17 protein-coding genes are annotated in these 17895 nt (G+C 34.5%); 9 read left to right on the top strand and 8 right to left on the bottom strand.

The features are described 5' to 3' along the window. Window positions 1-22: 22 nt before the first annotated feature. Window positions 23-301: a DUF4834 family protein gene (locus D778_RS12190; RefSeq protein WP_007651162.1), complete on the bottom strand. Its 279-nt coding sequence runs from the start codon at window positions 299-301 to the stop codon at window positions 23-25. Window positions 302-492: 191 nt separating this feature from the next. On the opposite strand from D778_RS12190, the gene D778_RS12195 reads away from it, so the two are divergent. Genes D778_RS12195 through D778_RS12205 form a run of 3 tightly spaced genes read left to right on the top strand, consistent with a single transcriptional unit; the run spans window position 493 to window position 3007 of the window. Next, window positions 493-1479 (top strand): transporter, encoded by a 987-nt coding sequence (locus D778_RS12195; protein ID WP_007651164.1) that lies wholly within the window; start codon window positions 493-495, stop codon window positions 1477-1479. Window positions 1480-1497: 18 nt separating this feature from the next. Continuing rightward, window positions 1498-2616 carry a hypothetical protein gene (locus D778_RS12200; protein ID WP_007651166.1) on the top strand — a complete coding sequence of 373 codons (1119 nt, stop codon included), beginning with the start codon at window positions 1498-1500 and terminating at the stop codon, window positions 2614-2616. A gap of 28 nt (window positions 2617-2644) precedes the next feature. After that, complete coding sequence (locus D778_RS12205; RefSeq protein ID WP_040492406.1) at window positions 2645-3007, top strand: hypothetical protein; 363 nt, start codon at window positions 2645-2647, stop codon at window positions 3005-3007. A gap of 92 nt (window positions 3008-3099) precedes the next feature. Here D778_RS12205 and D778_RS12210 read toward each other — a convergent pair whose 3' ends face one another. The 3 genes from D778_RS12210 to D778_RS12220 form a co-directional block, all read right to left on the bottom strand. Next, window positions 3100-4359: an aminotransferase class I/II-fold pyridoxal phosphate-dependent enzyme gene (locus tag D778_RS12210; RefSeq protein ID WP_007651169.1), complete on the bottom strand. Its 1260-nt coding sequence runs from the start codon at window positions 4357-4359 to the stop codon at window positions 3100-3102. 125 nt (window positions 4360-4484) lie between these two features. Further along, window positions 4485-5531 carry a PLP-dependent cysteine synthase family protein gene (locus D778_RS12215; RefSeq protein ID WP_007651171.1) on the bottom strand — a complete coding sequence of 349 codons (1047 nt, stop codon included), beginning with the start codon at window positions 5529-5531 and terminating at the stop codon, window positions 4485-4487. A gap of 69 nt (window positions 5532-5600) precedes the next feature. Beyond that, complete coding sequence (locus tag D778_RS12220) at window positions 5601-7661, bottom strand: S9 family peptidase (RefSeq protein WP_007651172.1); 2061 nt, start codon at window positions 7659-7661, stop codon at window positions 5601-5603. An 85-nt stretch (window positions 7662-7746) separates the two neighbouring features. Between D778_RS12220 and D778_RS12225 the strand changes: the two genes are divergently transcribed. Both D778_RS12225 and D778_RS12230 read left to right on the top strand, forming a co-directional pair. Further along, on the top strand, window positions 7747-8070 hold the full coding sequence (locus D778_RS12225; RefSeq protein WP_007651173.1) for a YbaB/EbfC family nucleoid-associated protein: 324 nt from the start codon (window positions 7747-7749) through the stop codon (window positions 8068-8070). A gap of 113 nt (window positions 8071-8183) precedes the next feature. Further along, window positions 8184-8513 (top strand): YegP family protein, encoded by a 330-nt coding sequence (locus D778_RS12230; RefSeq protein ID WP_007651174.1) that lies wholly within the window; start codon window positions 8184-8186, stop codon window positions 8511-8513. Window positions 8514-8577: 64 nt separating this feature from the next. On the opposite strand, the gene D778_RS12235 is transcribed toward D778_RS12230, so the two are convergent. Together D778_RS12235 and D778_RS12240 are read right to left on the bottom strand one after the other, a co-directional pair. Beyond that, window positions 8578-9516: a hypothetical protein gene (locus tag D778_RS12235; protein ID WP_007651175.1), complete on the bottom strand. Its 939-nt coding sequence runs from the start codon at window positions 9514-9516 to the stop codon at window positions 8578-8580. Window positions 9517-9535: 19 nt separating this feature from the next. Then, a complete protein-coding gene (locus D778_RS12240) occupies window positions 9536-10561 on the bottom strand; it encodes a threonine aldolase family protein (protein ID WP_007651176.1) in 1026 nt (341 codons plus the stop codon). Window positions 10562-10654: 93 nt separating this feature from the next. Between D778_RS12240 and prfB the strand changes: the two genes are divergently transcribed. The 3 genes from prfB to D778_RS12255 all read left to right on the top strand — a co-directional run bounded on the left by prfB (window position 10655) and on the right by D778_RS12255 (window position 14677). Next, window positions 10655-11762, top strand: a protein-coding gene (prfB, locus tag D778_RS12245; protein WP_155949956.1) for a peptide chain release factor 2 whose coding sequence is annotated in 2 segments (ribosomal slippage) — window positions 10655-10717 and window positions 10719-11762 — 1107 coding nt in all. Because the reading frame shifts where the segments join, the coding sequence is not laid out codon by codon here. Between the two features lie 2 nt (window positions 11763-11764). Continuing rightward, window positions 11765-12106 (top strand): arsenate reductase (glutaredoxin), encoded by a 342-nt coding sequence (gene arsC, locus D778_RS12250; protein WP_007651184.1) that lies wholly within the window; start codon window positions 11765-11767, stop codon window positions 12104-12106. Between the two features lie 117 nt (window positions 12107-12223). After that, window positions 12224-14677 carry a TonB-dependent receptor gene (locus tag D778_RS12255; protein WP_040492407.1) on the top strand — a complete coding sequence of 818 codons (2454 nt, stop codon included), beginning with the start codon at window positions 12224-12226 and terminating at the stop codon, window positions 14675-14677. Between the two features lie 72 nt (window positions 14678-14749). On the opposite strand, the gene D778_RS14705 is transcribed toward D778_RS12255, so the two are convergent. Next, the gene (locus D778_RS14705; RefSeq protein ID WP_007651187.1) at window positions 14750-14926 is read right to left on the bottom strand and encodes a hypothetical protein; all 177 of its coding nucleotides are present in this window, start codon (window positions 14924-14926) and stop codon (window positions 14750-14752) included. A gap of 104 nt (window positions 14927-15030) precedes the next feature. Further along, the gene (locus tag D778_RS12265; protein ID WP_007651188.1) at window positions 15031-16323 is read right to left on the bottom strand and encodes an APC family permease; all 1293 of its coding nucleotides are present in this window, start codon (window positions 16321-16323) and stop codon (window positions 15031-15033) included. Between the two features lie 147 nt (window positions 16324-16470). On the opposite strand from D778_RS12265, the gene fumC reads away from it, so the two are divergent. Continuing rightward, window positions 16471-17868 carry a class II fumarate hydratase gene (gene fumC, locus D778_RS12270; RefSeq protein WP_040492409.1) on the top strand — a complete coding sequence of 466 codons (1398 nt, stop codon included), beginning with the start codon at window positions 16471-16473 and terminating at the stop codon, window positions 17866-17868. Window positions 17869-17895 lie beyond the last annotated feature (27 nt).

Genomic DNA, 17895 nt, shown 5'->3' on the forward strand with positions numbered 1-17895 from the left:
GGTTAAACTATGAAAGCGAAAATTAATCAATTTCTTCGTAATCTACATATTCTCCTACGTTTTTATTTGAAGTTGTGCGTTGAGGTGCTTTATCTATAGTCACTTCACCTTCTTTAGGTCGCTCTTTTTTAGGTTGCTGGTATTGCCCAAACTGACCACCAAAACGCTCTTCAGCTTTTTTGGTAACATATTTAATCAACAAAGGCGCAAACAGTCTAGAAAGTATTTTTATGCCATAATAAATTAATAGAATAATTAAAATAACCCTTAAAACGCCTGTTATAGATGCATACTGTAGCATAAATATAATTTTACACAAAAATACAAATCTCACATTTTAAAAACCGAAATAAATACTTAAAAAAAATATAAAATCTATATATTTGATTCAAACTAAACCAAACCCAAGCTGTGTGGCTTGCAAATTCCGTAACAAACTAACCAACAGTGCGTTATGGATTTATGATTCCAAATCAACAAAATCTATAAGATATGACATCTTTAAAAACTTATGTATTTTTAATGGTTTTTGCCTTCACTTTAAATGGATATTCGCAATATACCGAAGTGATTAACTCAAACAGACCTGGTGTTTCACAAAGTGCTTTTTCGGTTGGTACAAACGTTGTTCAATTTGAGGCTGGACCATATATGCTAAACGAAAAACACCAATTATTGGATAGAGAGGACAAAAGTTTTGGAGCAGATTTTGCTGTAAGATACGGATTGTTGTGGCCACAATTGGAATTGAACCTGGAAGGCACGTTTCAATCAACCAAAAGAAGTTATACCAATACAGTTCCCAACGAAGACAGTTTCAGTAATTTTAAAAATCTGACTTTGGGTGCCAAATATTTAGTGTACGACCCTTTTAAAAATTCTGAAGAAGAAAAACCAAACTTATACAGCTGGAAAGCCAACCATAGCTTTAAATGGAAATATTTAATTCCCGCTGTTGCTGTTTATGTAGGAGCCAATTATGACACAGCCGACAACCCATTTACTGCTTCAGGAGTTGAAGGGTTTAGCCCTAAAATCATGGTTTCAACCCAAAACAATTTTTCTGGTGGTTGGGTATTTGTCATGAATTTTATTAAAGATCGTATTGGCACAGACCAATCAGATTTTTCATTTATACTTACCTTAACCAAATCTGTAACCGACCAATTAGCTGTTTTTGCAGAATCTGAAAACATAAGCAGTGATTTTTATGCAGATAACTTAATTCGTTTTGGTGGTGCCTATTTATGGACCAGAAATTTACAGGTTGATGCAGCTGCCACCTTTAACACCAAAGACACACCATCTGTATTTGGAGTCGCCTTGGGAGCTTCCTATCGTTTGGATTTTCATAAAGACAAAGAAGAAGATGATGGCACTTCTGCTGAAGATGAACTTGAAAGAAGGGAAAACAAAGCTCGTGGCGAGAAAAAAAACAAACGTAAAAAAGAAGAAATAGATTTTGATTCAGATAATTAATTTGATGTTTTAACACCTATGATTACACTAAAAGAAGTAAAAAACAAAAAGGAGTTAAAAGCATTTGTAACCTTTCCTTTTCAATTATACAAAAACTCCAAATACTGGGTTCCTCCTATTATTTCAGATGAAGTGGCAACGCTAAGTGCGGATAAAAATCCAGCTTTCTTGCATGCTGATGCCCATTTTTTCCTTGCCTATAAAGACAACAACTTAGTTGGCCGTGTGGCTGCCATTGTAAATTGGACTGAAATCAATGAACAAAATGTAAAAAAAATGCGTTTTGGTTGGTTTGATACCATTGATAATTTGGAGGTCTCCAAAACATTATTGGATAAAGTGGTAGAAATTGGAAAATCCCATCAATTGGAATTTGTTGAAGGTCCCGTCGGTTTTTCAAATTTAGACAAAAATGGAGCTTTAACCTATGGGTTTGATCATATAGGAACCATGGCAACCTGGTACAATCATCCTTATTATATCACACATTTTGAACAGCTAGGCTATTTACCTGAAAAAGAATATATAGAAAGTAAATTTCTTTTTAAAAACATTCCCGTGGAACGCTTTACAAGGGTAAACGAGATTATTACCAAACGTTTTAAACTTAGACCAAGCAAATTTACCAAAACAAAAGAGATTGTTCCACATATAGACAGCATGTTCGATTTGTTCAATAAATCCTATTCCAAACTCTCTACTTTTGTTCCTGTTTCTGATGCACAAAGGGATTATTTCAAACAGAAATTTATCAATTTTATCAATCCGGAATACATTAAATTTGTTTTTGATGAAAACGACAATATGGTCGCATTTTCCATAGTGTTGCCATCCTTTTCAGAAGCCTTGCAGGAAGTAAATGGCAAACTGTTTCCTTTTGGTTTTTTAAAATTGTTAAAAGCCAAAAAGAACAGCAAAACCGTATTGTTTTACCTAATTGGTGTTGAGCCACATTACCAAAACAAAGGTGTTACTGCCATAATTTTTAAAGAATTTTATGAGACTTTAAAAAAGAATCGCATAGAGACTTGTATCCGGTTGCCAGAGTTAGCCAATAATTTGGCATCGCAACAAATATGGAAGGATTTTGATTGTGAAATTATTAAGAGACGAAAAACCTTTAAAAAGGAGTTGTAGTCTTGAAATCGATTTTTTAAATTTTATTATGAAAAACCTAAAACTCATCTGTTTACTTATCTTATTAGGTGTTTATACATCATGTAGTAACGATGATGATGACAATGACATTTTAATTGGAACATATACAGAAACTTCACCTGTTAATGGTCGTACTCAATTAAGATTTGAATTAGGCAAGATCGTTATTAAATCTGAACCTGGACATGTAAGTCAGACTAAGTTTTTTTATGAATTGAAAGACAATACCATAAAACTTACGCCAATAAGTAATAGTATGTATTCTAGTGAACTTGAATTTTATATTATTGATGAATCAAAATTTGAAATTCAAAATCTTCATGCCCATATTCCAGAAGCACCAACATCCTATATGACATTTGAAAAGTAACATATGTGCTTATAGTATTATGAAAACATATTCAATAAAAAAATCCGATAGCAAAAACACTATCGGATTTTATATATAAACAGTTAGATATTCTATTTGTCCATGGCAGCAGCTACAGAAGCAGACAGCCTTTTATAGGTACCATTTTCCAAACGTTCCCTAATGCCATCAAAAGCATCCAAGGTTTCGTTTACGTCTTCCAAGGTATGAGTTGCAGTAGGAATTAAACGCAGTAAAATCAATCCTTTTGGTATTACAGGATATACTACAATAGAACAGAAAATACCATAATTTTCTCTTAAATCCCTTACCAAAGCCATAGCTTCAGGAATGCTTCCTTTTAAGTAAACAGGTGTTACGCAACTTTGTGTGGTCCCAATATCAAAACCTCTTTTCTTTAAACCAGATTGAAGTGCATTGGTGTTTTCCCAAAGTTTATTTTTAAGTTCTGGCATGGTTTTAAGCATTTCCAAACGCTTTAAAGCTCCTACTACCAATTGCATTTGCAAGGATTTTGCAAACATTTGCGAACGCAAGTTATATTTTAAAAAGTCAATAATTTCTTTATCGGCAGCAATAAAAGCTCCTGTACTTGCCAAGGATTTTGCAAAAGTGGCAAAGTATACATCAATACCATCTTGAACGCCTTGTTCCTCACCTGCTCCAGCGCCTGTTTTACCTAGGGTTCCAAAACCATGGGCATCGTCCACTAAAAACCTGAAGTTGAATTTCTTTTTAAGTTCAACTATTTCTTTTAAGCGTCCTTGCTCACCACGCATCCCAAACACACCTTCGGAAATCACTAAAATCCCACCACCAGTTTGTTCAGCCATTTTAGTGGCTCTTTCAAGGTTTTTTTCTAAACTTTCAATATCGTTGTGCTTATAGGTAAAGCGTTTTCCCATATGCAAACGCACACCATCTATAATGCAGGCATGAGCATCTACATCGTAAACAATTATATCGTCTTTTGCAACCAAGGCATCAATAGTGGAAACCATTCCTTGGTAACCAAAATTTAATAAATAGGCTGCTTCCTTGTTTACAAAAGCTGCCAATTCATTTTGTAATTTTTCATGTAAATCTGTATGTCCAGACATCATTCTAGCTCCCATTGGATAGGCAGAACCATAAGCTACAGCAGCTTCTGCATCTGTTTTTCGAACTTCAGGATGATTTGCTAAACCTAAGTAATCATTGATGCTCCAAGTAATGACATCTTTTCCTTGAAACTTCATTCTGTTTGAGATTTGACCTTCCAGTTTAGGAAACACAAAGTAGCCTTCTGCTTGTGATGCCCATTTTCCAAGTGGTCCTTTATCTCTATAAATTTTATCGAATAAGTCTTTCATATAAGCTATTAATCATGATTTAATGGCGCAAAATTAGATATTTAAATGCTTAATACATAATCTTTTTTCACACTATTATTAACAAAAACATGTTACTTAATTCAGTAACATGCTTTAAATGGTAGTTATTTAATATATTGTATACTTTGAGCTGTTTCTTCCTGCTCATGTTGACTATCAAAAAAGCCTTGTTCATTCATCCAGGAATCGCTGTATATTTTACTCATATAACGTGAGCCATGGTCAGGAAATACAACCACAACATTGGAGTTCTCATTAAATGTGCCTTCTTCGTTTAGCTGTTTTAGAGCTTGCATGGCTGCTCCTGAAGTATAACCTACAAACAAACCTTCGGTTTTGGCTATCTCTCTGGCTGTATGGGCACTTTCTTCGTCTGTAACTTTTATGAATTGATCTATAATATCAAAATCTGTAGCAGTAGGAATTAGATTTTTTCCCAGACCTTCAATTCTGTAAGGATAAATCTCTTTTTCATCAAACTCATGGGTTTCATGATATTTTTTTATGACAGATCCATAAGCATCCACACCAATAACCTGAACATCTTTATTTTGTTCTTTTAAGTATTTTGCAATGCCGGAAATTGTTCCTCCTGTTCCACTACAAGCTACCAAATGGGTAATTTTACCTTCAGTTTGGTTCCAGATCTCTGGTCCTGTAGTATGGTAATGGGCATCTATATTCAATTCATTGAAATATTGATTGATGTAAACAGAACCTTCTGTTTCCCTATGTAAGCGTTTGGCAACCTCGTAATACGATCTTGGATCGTCTGCAGAGACATGAGCTGGGCACACATATACTTGGGCTCCCATGGTTTTAAGCATGTCTATCTTATCTGCCGAAGATTTAGAACTTACGGCAAGAATACATTTATATCCTTTAATGACGCTAACCATAGCGATACTGAAACCAGTGTTTCCGGAAGTTGTTTCAATAATGGTGTCTCCAGGTTTTAAAATCCCTTTTCTTTCTGCTTCTTCAATGATATAAAGAGCTATCCTGTCTTTTGAAGAGTGTCCTGGATTGAAAGATTCTATTTTAGCAAAATAGTTTCCTTTTAAAGAAGAGGTGATTTTATTTAGTTTAATTAGAGGCGTGTTGCCTACCAATTCTAAAACATTATTAAAAACTTGTTTATTTTTTTTCATACATGTTATTTTTTGGCAACTAAATATTAAAGCAACCTAAAACCTTGCAAAAATACATATTTTTTTTAACTAACAAGTAATTCCTTCCAAATCCAATATAAAAGCGTATTCCAAAGCGACCTCCTTTAAGCTTTCAAATCGTCCAGATGCGCCTCCATGACCCGTATCCATATCTGTATACAGCAATAACCTGTTAGAGTCGGTTTTCAGGTCACGTAATTTTGCAACCCATTTGGCAGGCTCCCAATATTGCACTTGGGAATCGTGAAGTCCCGTAGTTACCAATAAATGAGGATAATCCTGCGCTTTCACATTATCATAAGGGGAATAAGATTTCATATACTCGTAATAAGCTTTATCGTTTGGATTTCCCCATTCATCATATTCTCCAGTAGTTAAAGGAATGGTATCGTCCAACATGGTTGTAACCACATCCACAAAAGGCACTACAGCCAACACACCATTATAGAGTTCAGGATTCAAATTGATAATAACTCCCATTAAAAGACCTCCAGCCGAACCACCATAAGCATATAAATGTTTTTCTGAAGTATAATTGTTTGCAATTAGATACTTTGAACAATCTATATAATCGTAATAGGTGTTCATTTTGGACAATAATTTTCCGTTTTCATACCAATCGCGACCCAGATATTCCCCTCCTCTAACATGTGCTATGGCATAGATAAAACCTCTATCCAACAAACTTAGCCTAACGGTTGAAAAATATGGATCTATGGTTGACCCATAAGACCCATAAGCATATAACATGAGTGGATTGCCCGACTCTTGTTTTAAATCTTTTCTGTAAACCAAAGATACAGGTACCTTTACACCGTCTCTTGCAGTCACCCAAATTCTTTCTGAAGCGTAATTTTCTTTCTTAAAATTTTTATCCAAAACCTCTTGTTCTTTTTTCAGTTCCTTGGTTTTGGTTTTAAAATGATAATCTATAACCGAACTTGGTGTTGTTAGGGAATTATAGGTATATCTTAAAAACTCACTATCAAAATCTGGGTTGTTGCCCGTGTAAGCTGTATATGTTTCGCTTTCAAAAGGTAGATAGTAATCTTCTTTTCCATCCCAACTCATGATTCGAAGTTTATTTAAACCTTGTTCCCGTTCACTTACAACCAAATAGTCTTTAAAAATTTCTATATCCTCCAAAAGTACGTCTTTCCTATGTGGCAGTAAGTCTTGCCAATTACTACTTTCTGTATGAGTCTCGGTTGTTTTTTTAAGTTCAAAATTTACTGCACCATCCTTGTTTGTAAGCACATAAAAATGGTTTTCGTAATGTGCAATGGAGTACTCTACACCTCTTTCCCTTTTGCTAAATATTTTAAAGGCTTCGTTTGGTGTATCGGCATTTAAAATCCGGTACTCGGAGGTTAAGGTGCTTGAAGACCCAATCACTATATATTTTCTGGATTTGGTTTTATATACAAAGGTGTTAAAAGTCTCGTCTTCCTCATGATATACTTCCACATCTTCAGTTACTTTAGTATGCAATTTGTGTTTACAAATACTGTTGGAACGAAGCGTTACCTTATCTTTACGGGAATAAAAAAGGGTTTGGTTGTCGTTGGCCCAAGTTACACTTCCTGTGGTATTTTTAATTTTTTCAGGATAGATTTCACCAGTAATTAGGTTTTTAACCTGAATAATGTATTGCCTCCTGCTAACTGTGTCTGTTGAAAAAGCTGCCAAGCTGTTATCTGGACTAATGGAGATACTGCCCAATTTAAAATAAGCATGGTTTTTGGCCATTTCATTGCAGTCAAACAACAATTCTTCAGGAGCCTCCAAGGTTTCCTTTTTTCTGGAATAAATAGGGTAATCCTTCCCTTTTTCGAATCTAGTTATATACCAATATCCATTAAACTTATAAGGAACGGACTGGTCGTCTTCTTTGATTCTGGCTTTCATTTCTTCAAACAACTTTTCCTGAAACGCTTCTGTGTGTTTCATCATCTGTTTGGTATACTTGTTTTCGGCGTGCAAATAATCCAATACTTCTTGGTTTTCCCTATCATTTAACCAATAGTAATTGTCTATTCTAACATCGTCATGCGCAACAAGGGTCTTAGGAATTTTTTTTGCCTTTGGAGGGAATATTTTGTTTTTCAAAAGTGAAAAATTTTTAACTGAATTATAAGTGCCAAAAATATGAAAATTAAATAGCTTTGTAATTAAATTAATAAAATATAAAATTATGTTTGGAGATCTCATGGGAATGATGGGAAAACTTAAGGAAACCCAAAAAAAAGTAGAAGAAACCAAAAAACGATTGGATACGGTTTTAATTGATGAAAGCAGTAGCGACAAAAAATTAACAGTCACTTTAACAGCCAACAGAACCATTAAATCCATTAAAGTGGATGAAAGTTTGTTGCAGGACAAGGAAGAGTTGGAAGACTACCTGATACTTACACTAAACAAAGCCATTGAAAGAGCTACGCAAGTAAACGAATCTGAAATAGCTGCAGTGGCAAAAGATGGCATGCCAAATATTCCGGGAATGGATATGTTTAAGTAAAAGGGCTTTTGGTTCAAACTCAAAGAATTTTTAACTAACAATTTGAGGGCAATAAAAGTCATACTTTTTTATAAAATCCTTATTTTTAAGAATTAATTTTAATTTTTAACGCTATGTTCGAATTATTTCAAAGTGAAAACAACCAAAAGTATTATTTTAACCTAAAAGCCAAAAACGGTCAAGTTATCCTGTCCAGTCAGGGTTATTCCGATAAATCTGGTGCAAAAAACGGTATAGAATCTGTTAAAACCAATTGTGGCGACGACGCGAAGTTTGAAAGAAAAACAGCTTCCAACGGAAAATTCCATTTTAATATAAAAGCTGGAAACGGACAAATTATAGGAAGCAGCCAAATGTACGCTTCAGAATCTGGAATGGAAAATGGCATAGAATCGGTTAAAACCAATGCGCCAAATGCTGGAATTGAAGATAAAACAGCTTAAAAAAAGATATTTTTTCACATGCAACAAAAAAGCATCAGAATTCTGATGCTTTTTTGTTGATTATCTATCTATAACCAAACTTTAATTTAATACCATATTTTTCTTCAATTATAGGTTTCTTTTTATCTGTTTCATAAGAACAAATCCCAAATTTTGAACGATCTGCATTTACTTTTTTAAAATCTGTACAATGCTTACCAAACGAAAAATTAAATTGATAATTCGAGAGTTTTGTTCGTGTTTTACCACTTTCTTGATATAAAACCGAAACTCTACCATTCTGAAAAGCGTAAATTATTGCAAACTCTCTGGGATGTAATGCTCCAGATTTTATGGCAGTTACTAATTTTTCTTCGGTCAACTCGTTAATTGGATAATCGTAATGTAGAAGTGTTGCAGTTATCTTGGCATTATCCAATTCACAATCGTTTATTTTGGGAGCATCATTAGAATTATCAATACCTATTAGATTTTCACCAGGATATTCATTTTTATCTACACTTTCCTTTATTTTAAAGAAGTTTGAATAAACTATCCCTTTATAGGTTTTACTACTTTTGCTTTCTTGTTCTTTTTGGTAATTTCTATGAAAGGTCTTCGATTTACCAATACTAATATTTGATTGGTATTCTGCATATAGATCATTAAATTCTTTCTCCAATTTCAGCCAATCAGAAATATTTAATAGTTCCTTGAAAATAGTGATTTCTTTAAGGCATTTTATTTTTACGCCATGCTTAAATGCTTCACGCATCCAATTAATTGCTTTGGATTTGTTTTTGTTTATTAAAGAAATTTCTGCTGCAATAACATAATCCTTTGCAAATGCTGGCTTATAATAAGTAAGCAGGTCGTTTAATAGGGTTTCAGCATTTTGAAAATTTTCTTGTACTATAAGTTCTTCGACTTGAATAAATTCTTGATGGTACAACAAGAAATCTTTTTCAATAATATTATCCTGAAACAACAAAAAAGTCAAAAGCAATATTAAATTCTGAATCATCAACCTTTAAATTAAACACTTATAACTTCAAACCTCTCAAAACACTTAAAAACCTGTCATGCATAGCATCTGTATAATCCAAATGTGTTACAATTCGCAACTTTCCTTGTCCCATACCACTTAATCGAATATTATTGGCCTCAAGCAAACGCAAAAATTTAGTTTCGTCTGTTTTTTGCCGTAATTCAAAAATAATGATGTTGGTTTCAACGGGTTCTACTTTTTTAATAAAAGTCAAACCATTTAAAACCTCGCCTATTTCTTTGGCTTTGTTATGGTCATCAACCAATCTGTGGATATTATTGTCCAAAGCATACAAACCTGCAGCAGCCAAATAACCCACTTGCCTCATGCCTCCACCAAGGATTTTTCTTATTCTAATGGCATGTTGCATAAGGGCTTCATCTCCAATTAACACAGAGCCTATGGGACACCCCAATCCTTTACTTAAGCATACAGAAATGGTATCGAACAATTTCCCGTAATCTGTAGCTGTTTCTGGTTTGGAAACCAAGGCATTCCATATTCTTGCACCATCTAAATGATACCCTAAATTATTTGTATCGCAAACCGATTTTATCTTTTTCAACTCCTCGAAATCCCAACAAGACCCTCCTCCTCTGTTGGCCGTGTTTTCAACTTCTACCAATGCTGTTAAGGGACTGTGGTAAAAGTCTGGTGGATTTAGGGCTTCAACAACCTGTTCTGCCGTAAACATGCCTCTATGTCCTTGAAGAAGCTTGCAGGAAACACCACTGTTAAAAGATGCGCCTCCACCTTCATAATTATAAATATGAGCGTCTTTATCACAAATAACTTGATCTCCTGGATTGGTATGCAGTTTTATGGCTGTTTGGTTTGCCATGGTTCCAGTAGGAAAAAACAAGGCCTTGGGCTTACCGAACATTTTGGCAAGGCGCTCTTCAAGCACATTTACCGTTGGGTCTTCTTTATACACATCGTCACCAACCTTGGCTTGCATCATAGCTTCCAACATGTCTTTTGTTGGCTTGGTAACCGTATCACTTCTTAAATCTATAGTCATAAAAAAAATTAAAGTATAAAACTATAAAATTAAATCAAGTTATATTTTATCTGCCAGTTTTTAATTTTATTTTTGTGGAAACAAAATTTAACTATGATTACTTCCGATCAAATTAAAGATCTAAACAAACGTCTAAGTGCGCTTAGACAATATCTTTGACATAGATGCCAAACTTATAGAAATCCAGAACGAAGAAGAACAAACATTTTCCCCTACGTTTTGGAACGATTCCACAGCTGCTGAAATTGTGATGAAATCCCTTAGAACCAAAAAAAAATGGGTTGAAGATTTCAATAAAGCCAAATCCCAAGTTGAAGAACTTGAAATCATTTACGAATTTTTTAAAGAAGGCGAATCCACACAGGAAGATTTAGACACCTGCTTTGAGAAAGCTACTGAATTGATTGAGGATTTGGAGTTTAAAAACATGCTTTCTGAAGAAGGAGACAGTTTAAGTGCTGTCCTGCAAATTACGGCTGGAGCTGGCGGAACCGAAAGCTGCGACTGGGCAAGTATGCTTATGCGCATGTATTTAATGTATGCCGAAAAAAGTGGTTTTAAAGTTAAAGAGCTCAACTATCAAGAAGGAGATGTTGCTGGCATTAAAACGGTTACCTTGGAAATAGAAGGCGACTATGCCTTTGGTTGGCTTAAAGGAGAAAACGGCGTTCATAGATTGGTGCGCATTTCCCCTTTTGATAGCAATGCCAAAAGACATACCAGTTTTGCTTCAGTGTATGTATATCCTTTGGTGGACGATACCATTGAAATTGAGATCAATCCGGCAGATATTGAAATTACCACAGCACGTTCCAGTGGAGCTGGTGGACAAAACGTGAATAAAGTGGAAACCAAAGTACAGTTAACCCACAAACCTACTGGGATTCAAATTTCCTGTTCTGAAACCCGTTCGCAACACGATAACAGAGCACGTGCCTTACAAATGTTGAAATCTCAACTATACGAAATTGAGCTCAGCAAACAAATGGCACAACGTGAAGACATTGAATCTGAAAAAATGAAAATTGAATGGGGAAGCCAAATAAGAAACTATGTCATGCACCCTTATAAATTGGTCAAAGATGTACGTTCTGGACACGAAACTGGTAATGTAGATGCTGTTATGGATGGACATATAGAGCCTTTTTTAAAAGCCTACTTGATGATGATGGGACAAAAAACCGAAGAAAAAACCTTATAACTATGATTAAAATTTATCACAATCCCAGATGCAGCAAATCCAGAAATGGATTGGAAATTATTAAAGAATCTGGTAAAAACTTTGAGATTATTGCTTATTTGGAAAACACTCCAACAAAAGAAGAACTAAAACAGCTTATAAATCTTTTAAATATTCCAGCCGAAGATTTAATTAGAAAAAATGAAGCTGCTTGGAAAGAAAACTTTAAAGGCAAAAATTTAACCCAAGAGCAACTTATTGAAGCCATGGTTTCATTTCCAAAACTTATAGAAAGACCCATTGTAATAAATGGCTCCAAAGCTGTAATAGGTAGACCTCCTGAAAAAATTTTAGAAATTATTTAAAGTCATTAAAGCTTCAAACACCTTGGTTTTTGAAGCTTTTTTTATTTAACAAACTTTTAACCAAACACCACTAAACCAAATTCTATTTTTGCAGTCTTACATTGCAAAAACACAATCATGAACAAAATTTTATTTTCCTTTCTTTTTACATTTTTATCATTTGCGACCATGCAAGCCCAAAAAGATGTTACCATTACAGGTAAAGTCATTGACAAAACTACAGGTCAACCCTTGGAATATGCAACAGTTGCTTTTTTTAGCAAAGCTGAAAACAGAATTGTTACTGGAGGCATTACCAATGAAGCTGGAAATTTCAGCATTCCTGTACCAAGTGGCACTTATGATATCTCCATTGAATTTATTTCATTTAAAAAACAAACCATTCCAGACCAAAAGCTTTCAACCGATAAAAACTTAGGGACTTTAAATTTGGAGGCAGATACCGAAGCCTTGGATGAAATTGAAATCATTGCAGAAAAAACAACTGTTGAAATAAAACTTGATAAAAAAATATATAATGTTGGAAAGGATTTAACAGTTCGTGGTGGAACCGTTAGTGATGTTTTAGACAACGTGCCTTCTGTTTCAGTAGATGTGGAAGGTAATGTGGCCTTAAGAGGTAATGAAAACGTAAGGATTTTAATAAATGGAAAACCTTCTGGTTTGGTTGGCATCAATTCCACAGACGCTTTACGTCAGTTACCTGCAGAGTCCATAGAACGTGTTGAAGTTATTACCTCTCCTTCTGCCAGATATGATGCCGAAGGAACGGCTGGAATTTTAAATATTATTTTACGTCGAAGCAAACTGCAAGGTTTAAATGGTGCTATAACCACCAATGTAGGTTGGCCAAAATCTGCTGGAATTTCAGGAAATATCAATTACAGAACGGGAGATTTAAACATATTTAACACTACCAGTTACGATTACAGGGAAGTACCAGGAAACTCTTCATCTTACACTCAATTTTTCAATAAAGAATTTGATGATAATGGCAATTTAATAGTAGATAATTTAGATACTTATTCAGATGAAACAAATGATTACGACCGTGTTAGAAAAGGTTTGAGCACCAACTTTGGTGTGGAATGGTATATTACGGATTCGGCCTCATTAACTGGTGCCGTTTCTTACAGAAATGGTGACAATGAAAGCAACACCACCAATACATTAATTTACTTGGATGAAAATCAACAGTTTGAATCTCAAAGCAATCGTTTCGATCCAGAAGAGGAAACAGACAACGTTCTTCAGTATTCCGTAAACTTTACTAAGAATTTTGACGATGGTGGCCATAAATTAACCATGGATTTTCAATATGAAGATAATTCGGAAGATGAATTTTCTAAAGTATTACAAGAAGGAATAAATACAGAAAAAGTTGCTACACTTGAAGACCAAAGCCGCATTTTACTTCAAGCTGACTATGTTTTACCTATTGGAGAAAAAAGCCAGTTTGAGTTAGGATATCGTGGTAATTTTAACGACCAAGATACAGATTATACTGTAGAGTTTTTAAATGAAACCACCAATGAGTTTGAGTTAAGCACAGGACTTTCCAACTTTTTAAACTATCGTGAATATGTAAATTCAGCGTATTCACAATTTGGTAGTAAAGTAGGAAGTAAATTTTCTTATTTATTGGGACTTCGTTTGGAAAGCACACGTATTACTGTAGATCAACCTACAAGTGGGGATTACAGTAAAAACGACTATACTGGTTTATTCCCTACAGTAAACTTAAGCTATGAGTTAAGTGAAAATGAAAATGTAACTTTAGGTTATAGCAGACGTATTCAAAGACCAAGATCTTGGTTTATCAATCCATTCCCTTCTAGATCCAGTGTAACCAGTATTTTTAGAGGAAATCCAGAGCTGGCTCCAAGTTATTCAGGATTATTTGATTTGGGTTATTATAAAAAATTTGGTAAAGTCTCTTTAAATACTTCGGCTTATTACCAACATACAACAGATGCCTTTAGTTTTATAAGTTTTGATACTGGGGAAACAGTGGATGTAAATGGCCAAACATTTTCTGTAATTGAGCGTACACCAATTAACTTGGCCGAAGAAGACAGATACGGATTTGAATTTACGCTTACCTATAACCCTATACGTAAATGGAATATCAATGCCAACTTCAATATATTTAGACAATCCATCACAGGTACAGACCCAAACGGCTTGTCTCTTGACAACGATAATACCAGCTGGTTTGCCAGATTAAATAATAAATATACCCTTCCAGGAAAAATAGAATGGCAAACAAGTTTAAACTATAGAGGACCATCAGAAGATGCCCAAAACAAAAGAGAAGGTGTATTTTCTGCAAACATGGCTTTTAGTAGAGATATTTTCAACGAGAATGCTTCTATAGCACTTAACGTAAGCGATTTATTGAATAGTAGAAAACGTACTATGGACACTACAACTCCTACATATACGGGAACTTCAGAGTTTCAATGGAGAGAACGTAGTATCAATCTATCCTTTACCTACAGATTCAATCAACAAAAGAAACGTCAACAACGTAATGGTTATGGTGGAGACGATATGGATTTTGAAGGTTAAGATCTTCAAAATGCAACCCATAAAAAAAGGAAGCCAATTGGCTTCCTTTTTATTTATATGTTAAAAACAAAATTAATTTAATTCACGTTTTGCTTTTTTCTCTTCTTTAATTTCTTTCATACGCTCAATGAATGCGCCACCAATCCAATAAGGGATTACAAACGTTAATAAAAATATCATTAACCAAAAACCAATTGTTAATATGGTTAAAAATGCTATAAATCCTAAGTATTGGTCAAATTCGAACATGATGAAAATTTCTTTTTTAAATTAACTATCGCAAAGATACATGAAAAGGTTTTTTTACACAACAGTAAAATTAAGATTTATTAACATCTTTATTAAGTGTTTTATTAAGAGACATGTTTTTTATACACATATTCTATAACAAAACAACATAATATAATAGATAGGATTACAATAACACCCACAAAATTAGAAGTGTATTGCTGAATCAATAAGGTTATAAAAGCAATTGCACACATTAAAAAACCAAACAATGAAATGATTCTTTTTCCACTAATTTGTTTGGAAAGCTTAAATGCCACATAATTCACTATGGCAAAAATCAATAAAAACCCTGCACTTCCAGCAGTTGATATGCTTTCAAGCTCTAAGGTGTTTGCTATTAACAAGGTTAAAACTGCAGTAATTAACAATCCAATGGGTTTGTTCCACAATGTACTTGTTAAATGGTGAGGTAGTTCATCGTCTTGAGCCACTCCAAAACTTACCCTACTTCCACCATAAAGCGAAGCATTTATGGCAGAGAAAGTTGAAATTAATGCTGCTATGGTCATAATAGTAAACCCAACTTGTCCAAGCATGGGTTTCGCTGCTTCAGCCAAAACATAATCTTCAGCCTTTGCAATGGTTTTAAAAGGCAACGAACCTACTGTTACAATAGCGATAATGACATATAAAAATACCACAAACCATACCGAATAGTTATAGGCTTTAGAAACATTCTTTTCTGGATTTACTATATCTGGCGCTGCATTTGCAATTAATTCAAACCCTTCATAAGCCACAAAAATAACCATGCCTCCAGTTAAAAGCAGCAACGGACTTTCCCAATTGGATATAGCAAGTTGCTCCAAATTTGGGTTTCCAAACAAACCGTAAACGCCAATTCCTACAAATGCCAACAAAATAATAAGCTTAACAATAACAGCAAATGATTCAATTTTACTAACTAAAGATATACTGTAATAATTAATAACAGTTGCCAAAACAATAATTGCACTTAAATAAATATGGGAGTCCATTGAGGTTTTACCTGTAAGCTGATATAGATTGGGAGCATAAGACCCAAAAGCAGATGCATATAGCGATAACATTACTATATAACTTACCCATAACAAATTGTTAATGGTGCCACTGAACACCGTTTTTCCAAAACCTTGATTTATAAATTTAACTGTCCCTCCTCTATCGGGAAAAGCCAATGATAATTTGGAATAACTGTAAGCAGTGAGACTGGCAATAATTCCTGCAAAAAAGAAAGCTATTGGTGTTCCTCCTTGAGCTAATGACACTGCCAAACCCAAAACAGCAAAAATACCTCCACCAACCATTCCTCCAATGCCAATGGAAATGGCTTCGCGTAAACTTATTTTATCAGTGTCTTTGGATTGTATAGGCATGTTTTATTCTATTTATTACATAAAATTAGTTTTTTTAACTCAAGATGAACATCCTAATTGAATATTTTCTTACAAATAACTCTTTAACTCTTAACTAATTTAGTCATAAAATCGTAATTTTGTGGGACATTTAATTTTATTACAATCATGAATTTTAGAATAGAAAAAGATACCATGGGCGAAGTAAAAGTGCCTGCTGACAAACTTTGGGGAGCTCAAACAGAGCGCTCTAGAAATAATTTTAAAATTGGAGCTCCAGCTTCCATGCCATTAGAAATAGTATATGGGTTTGCGTATTTAAAAAAAGCTGCTGCATATACCAATTGCGACTTAGGGGTTCTTTCTGAAGACAAGCGCGATTTAATCGCTCAAGTTTGTGATGAAATCCTGGAAGGTAAACACGACGACCAATTTCCTTTGGTTATCTGGCAAACGGGATCTGGCACACAGAGTAACATGAACGTTAACGAAGTGATAGCAAATAGAGCACATCAACTTGCAGGAAAAGTTATTGGTGAAGGAGACAAAACCATTCAACCAAACGACGATGTAAATAAATCACAATCATCTAACGATACCTTTCCTACTGGCATGCACATTGCAGCCTATAAAAAAATTGTAGAACACACCATTCATGGTGTCATCCAATTAAGAAACACATTCCATACCAAGTCCATTGAATTTAAAAATGTGGTGAAAATAGGTAGAACCCATTTAATGGATGCGACACCTTTAACGTTGGGACAAGAGTTTTCCGGATATGTGTCACAGTTGGATCATGGCTTAAAAGCCCTACAAAACACCTTGCCACACCTGTCTGAACTGGCATTGGGAGGAACAGCAGTTGGTACGGGTTTAAACACGCCAGAAGGTTATGCTGAATTGGTAGCAGAATATATCGCAAAATTCACCAACTTACCTTTTGTTACAGCCGAAAATAAATTTGAAGCTTTGGCTGCTCACGATGCATTGGTAGAAACACATGGAGCCTTAAAACAATTGGCTGTTTCTTTAAATAAAATTGCCAACGATATTAGAATGATGGCTTCTGGACCTCGCTCTGGAATTGGTGAAATTATAATTCCGGCAAACGAACCTGGAAGTTCTATCATGCCAGGTAAAGTTAATCCAACTCAATGTGAGGCCTTAACCATGGTTTGTGCCCAAGTTATGGGTAATGATGTTGCAGTGACAATAGGTGGCACTCAAGGTCACTATGAATTAAATGTATTTAAACCTATGATGGCTGCAAATGTGCTGCAATCTGCTCAGCTTTTAGGTGATGCCTGCGTGAGTTTTAACGAACATTGTGCCATTGGTATCGAACCAAATCACGAAGTTATCAAACAACTGTTAAACAATTCGTTAATGCTAGTAACAGCTTTAAACACCAAAATAGGTTATTACAAAGCTGCTGAAATTGCAAATACAGCACATAAAAATGGCACCACTTTAAAGGAAGAAGCTATTAATTTAGGTTATGTTACTGCTGAGGAATATGATGCTTGGGTAAGACCTGAAGATATGGTTGGTAGTATAAAATAAACTCTAAATAAAATAAAATCAGTATAT

The sequence above is a fragment of the Xanthomarina gelatinilytica genome, assembly GCF_000348685.1.
Classification (GTDB): Bacteria; Bacteroidota; Bacteroidia; order Flavobacteriales; family Flavobacteriaceae; genus Xanthomarina; species Xanthomarina gelatinilytica.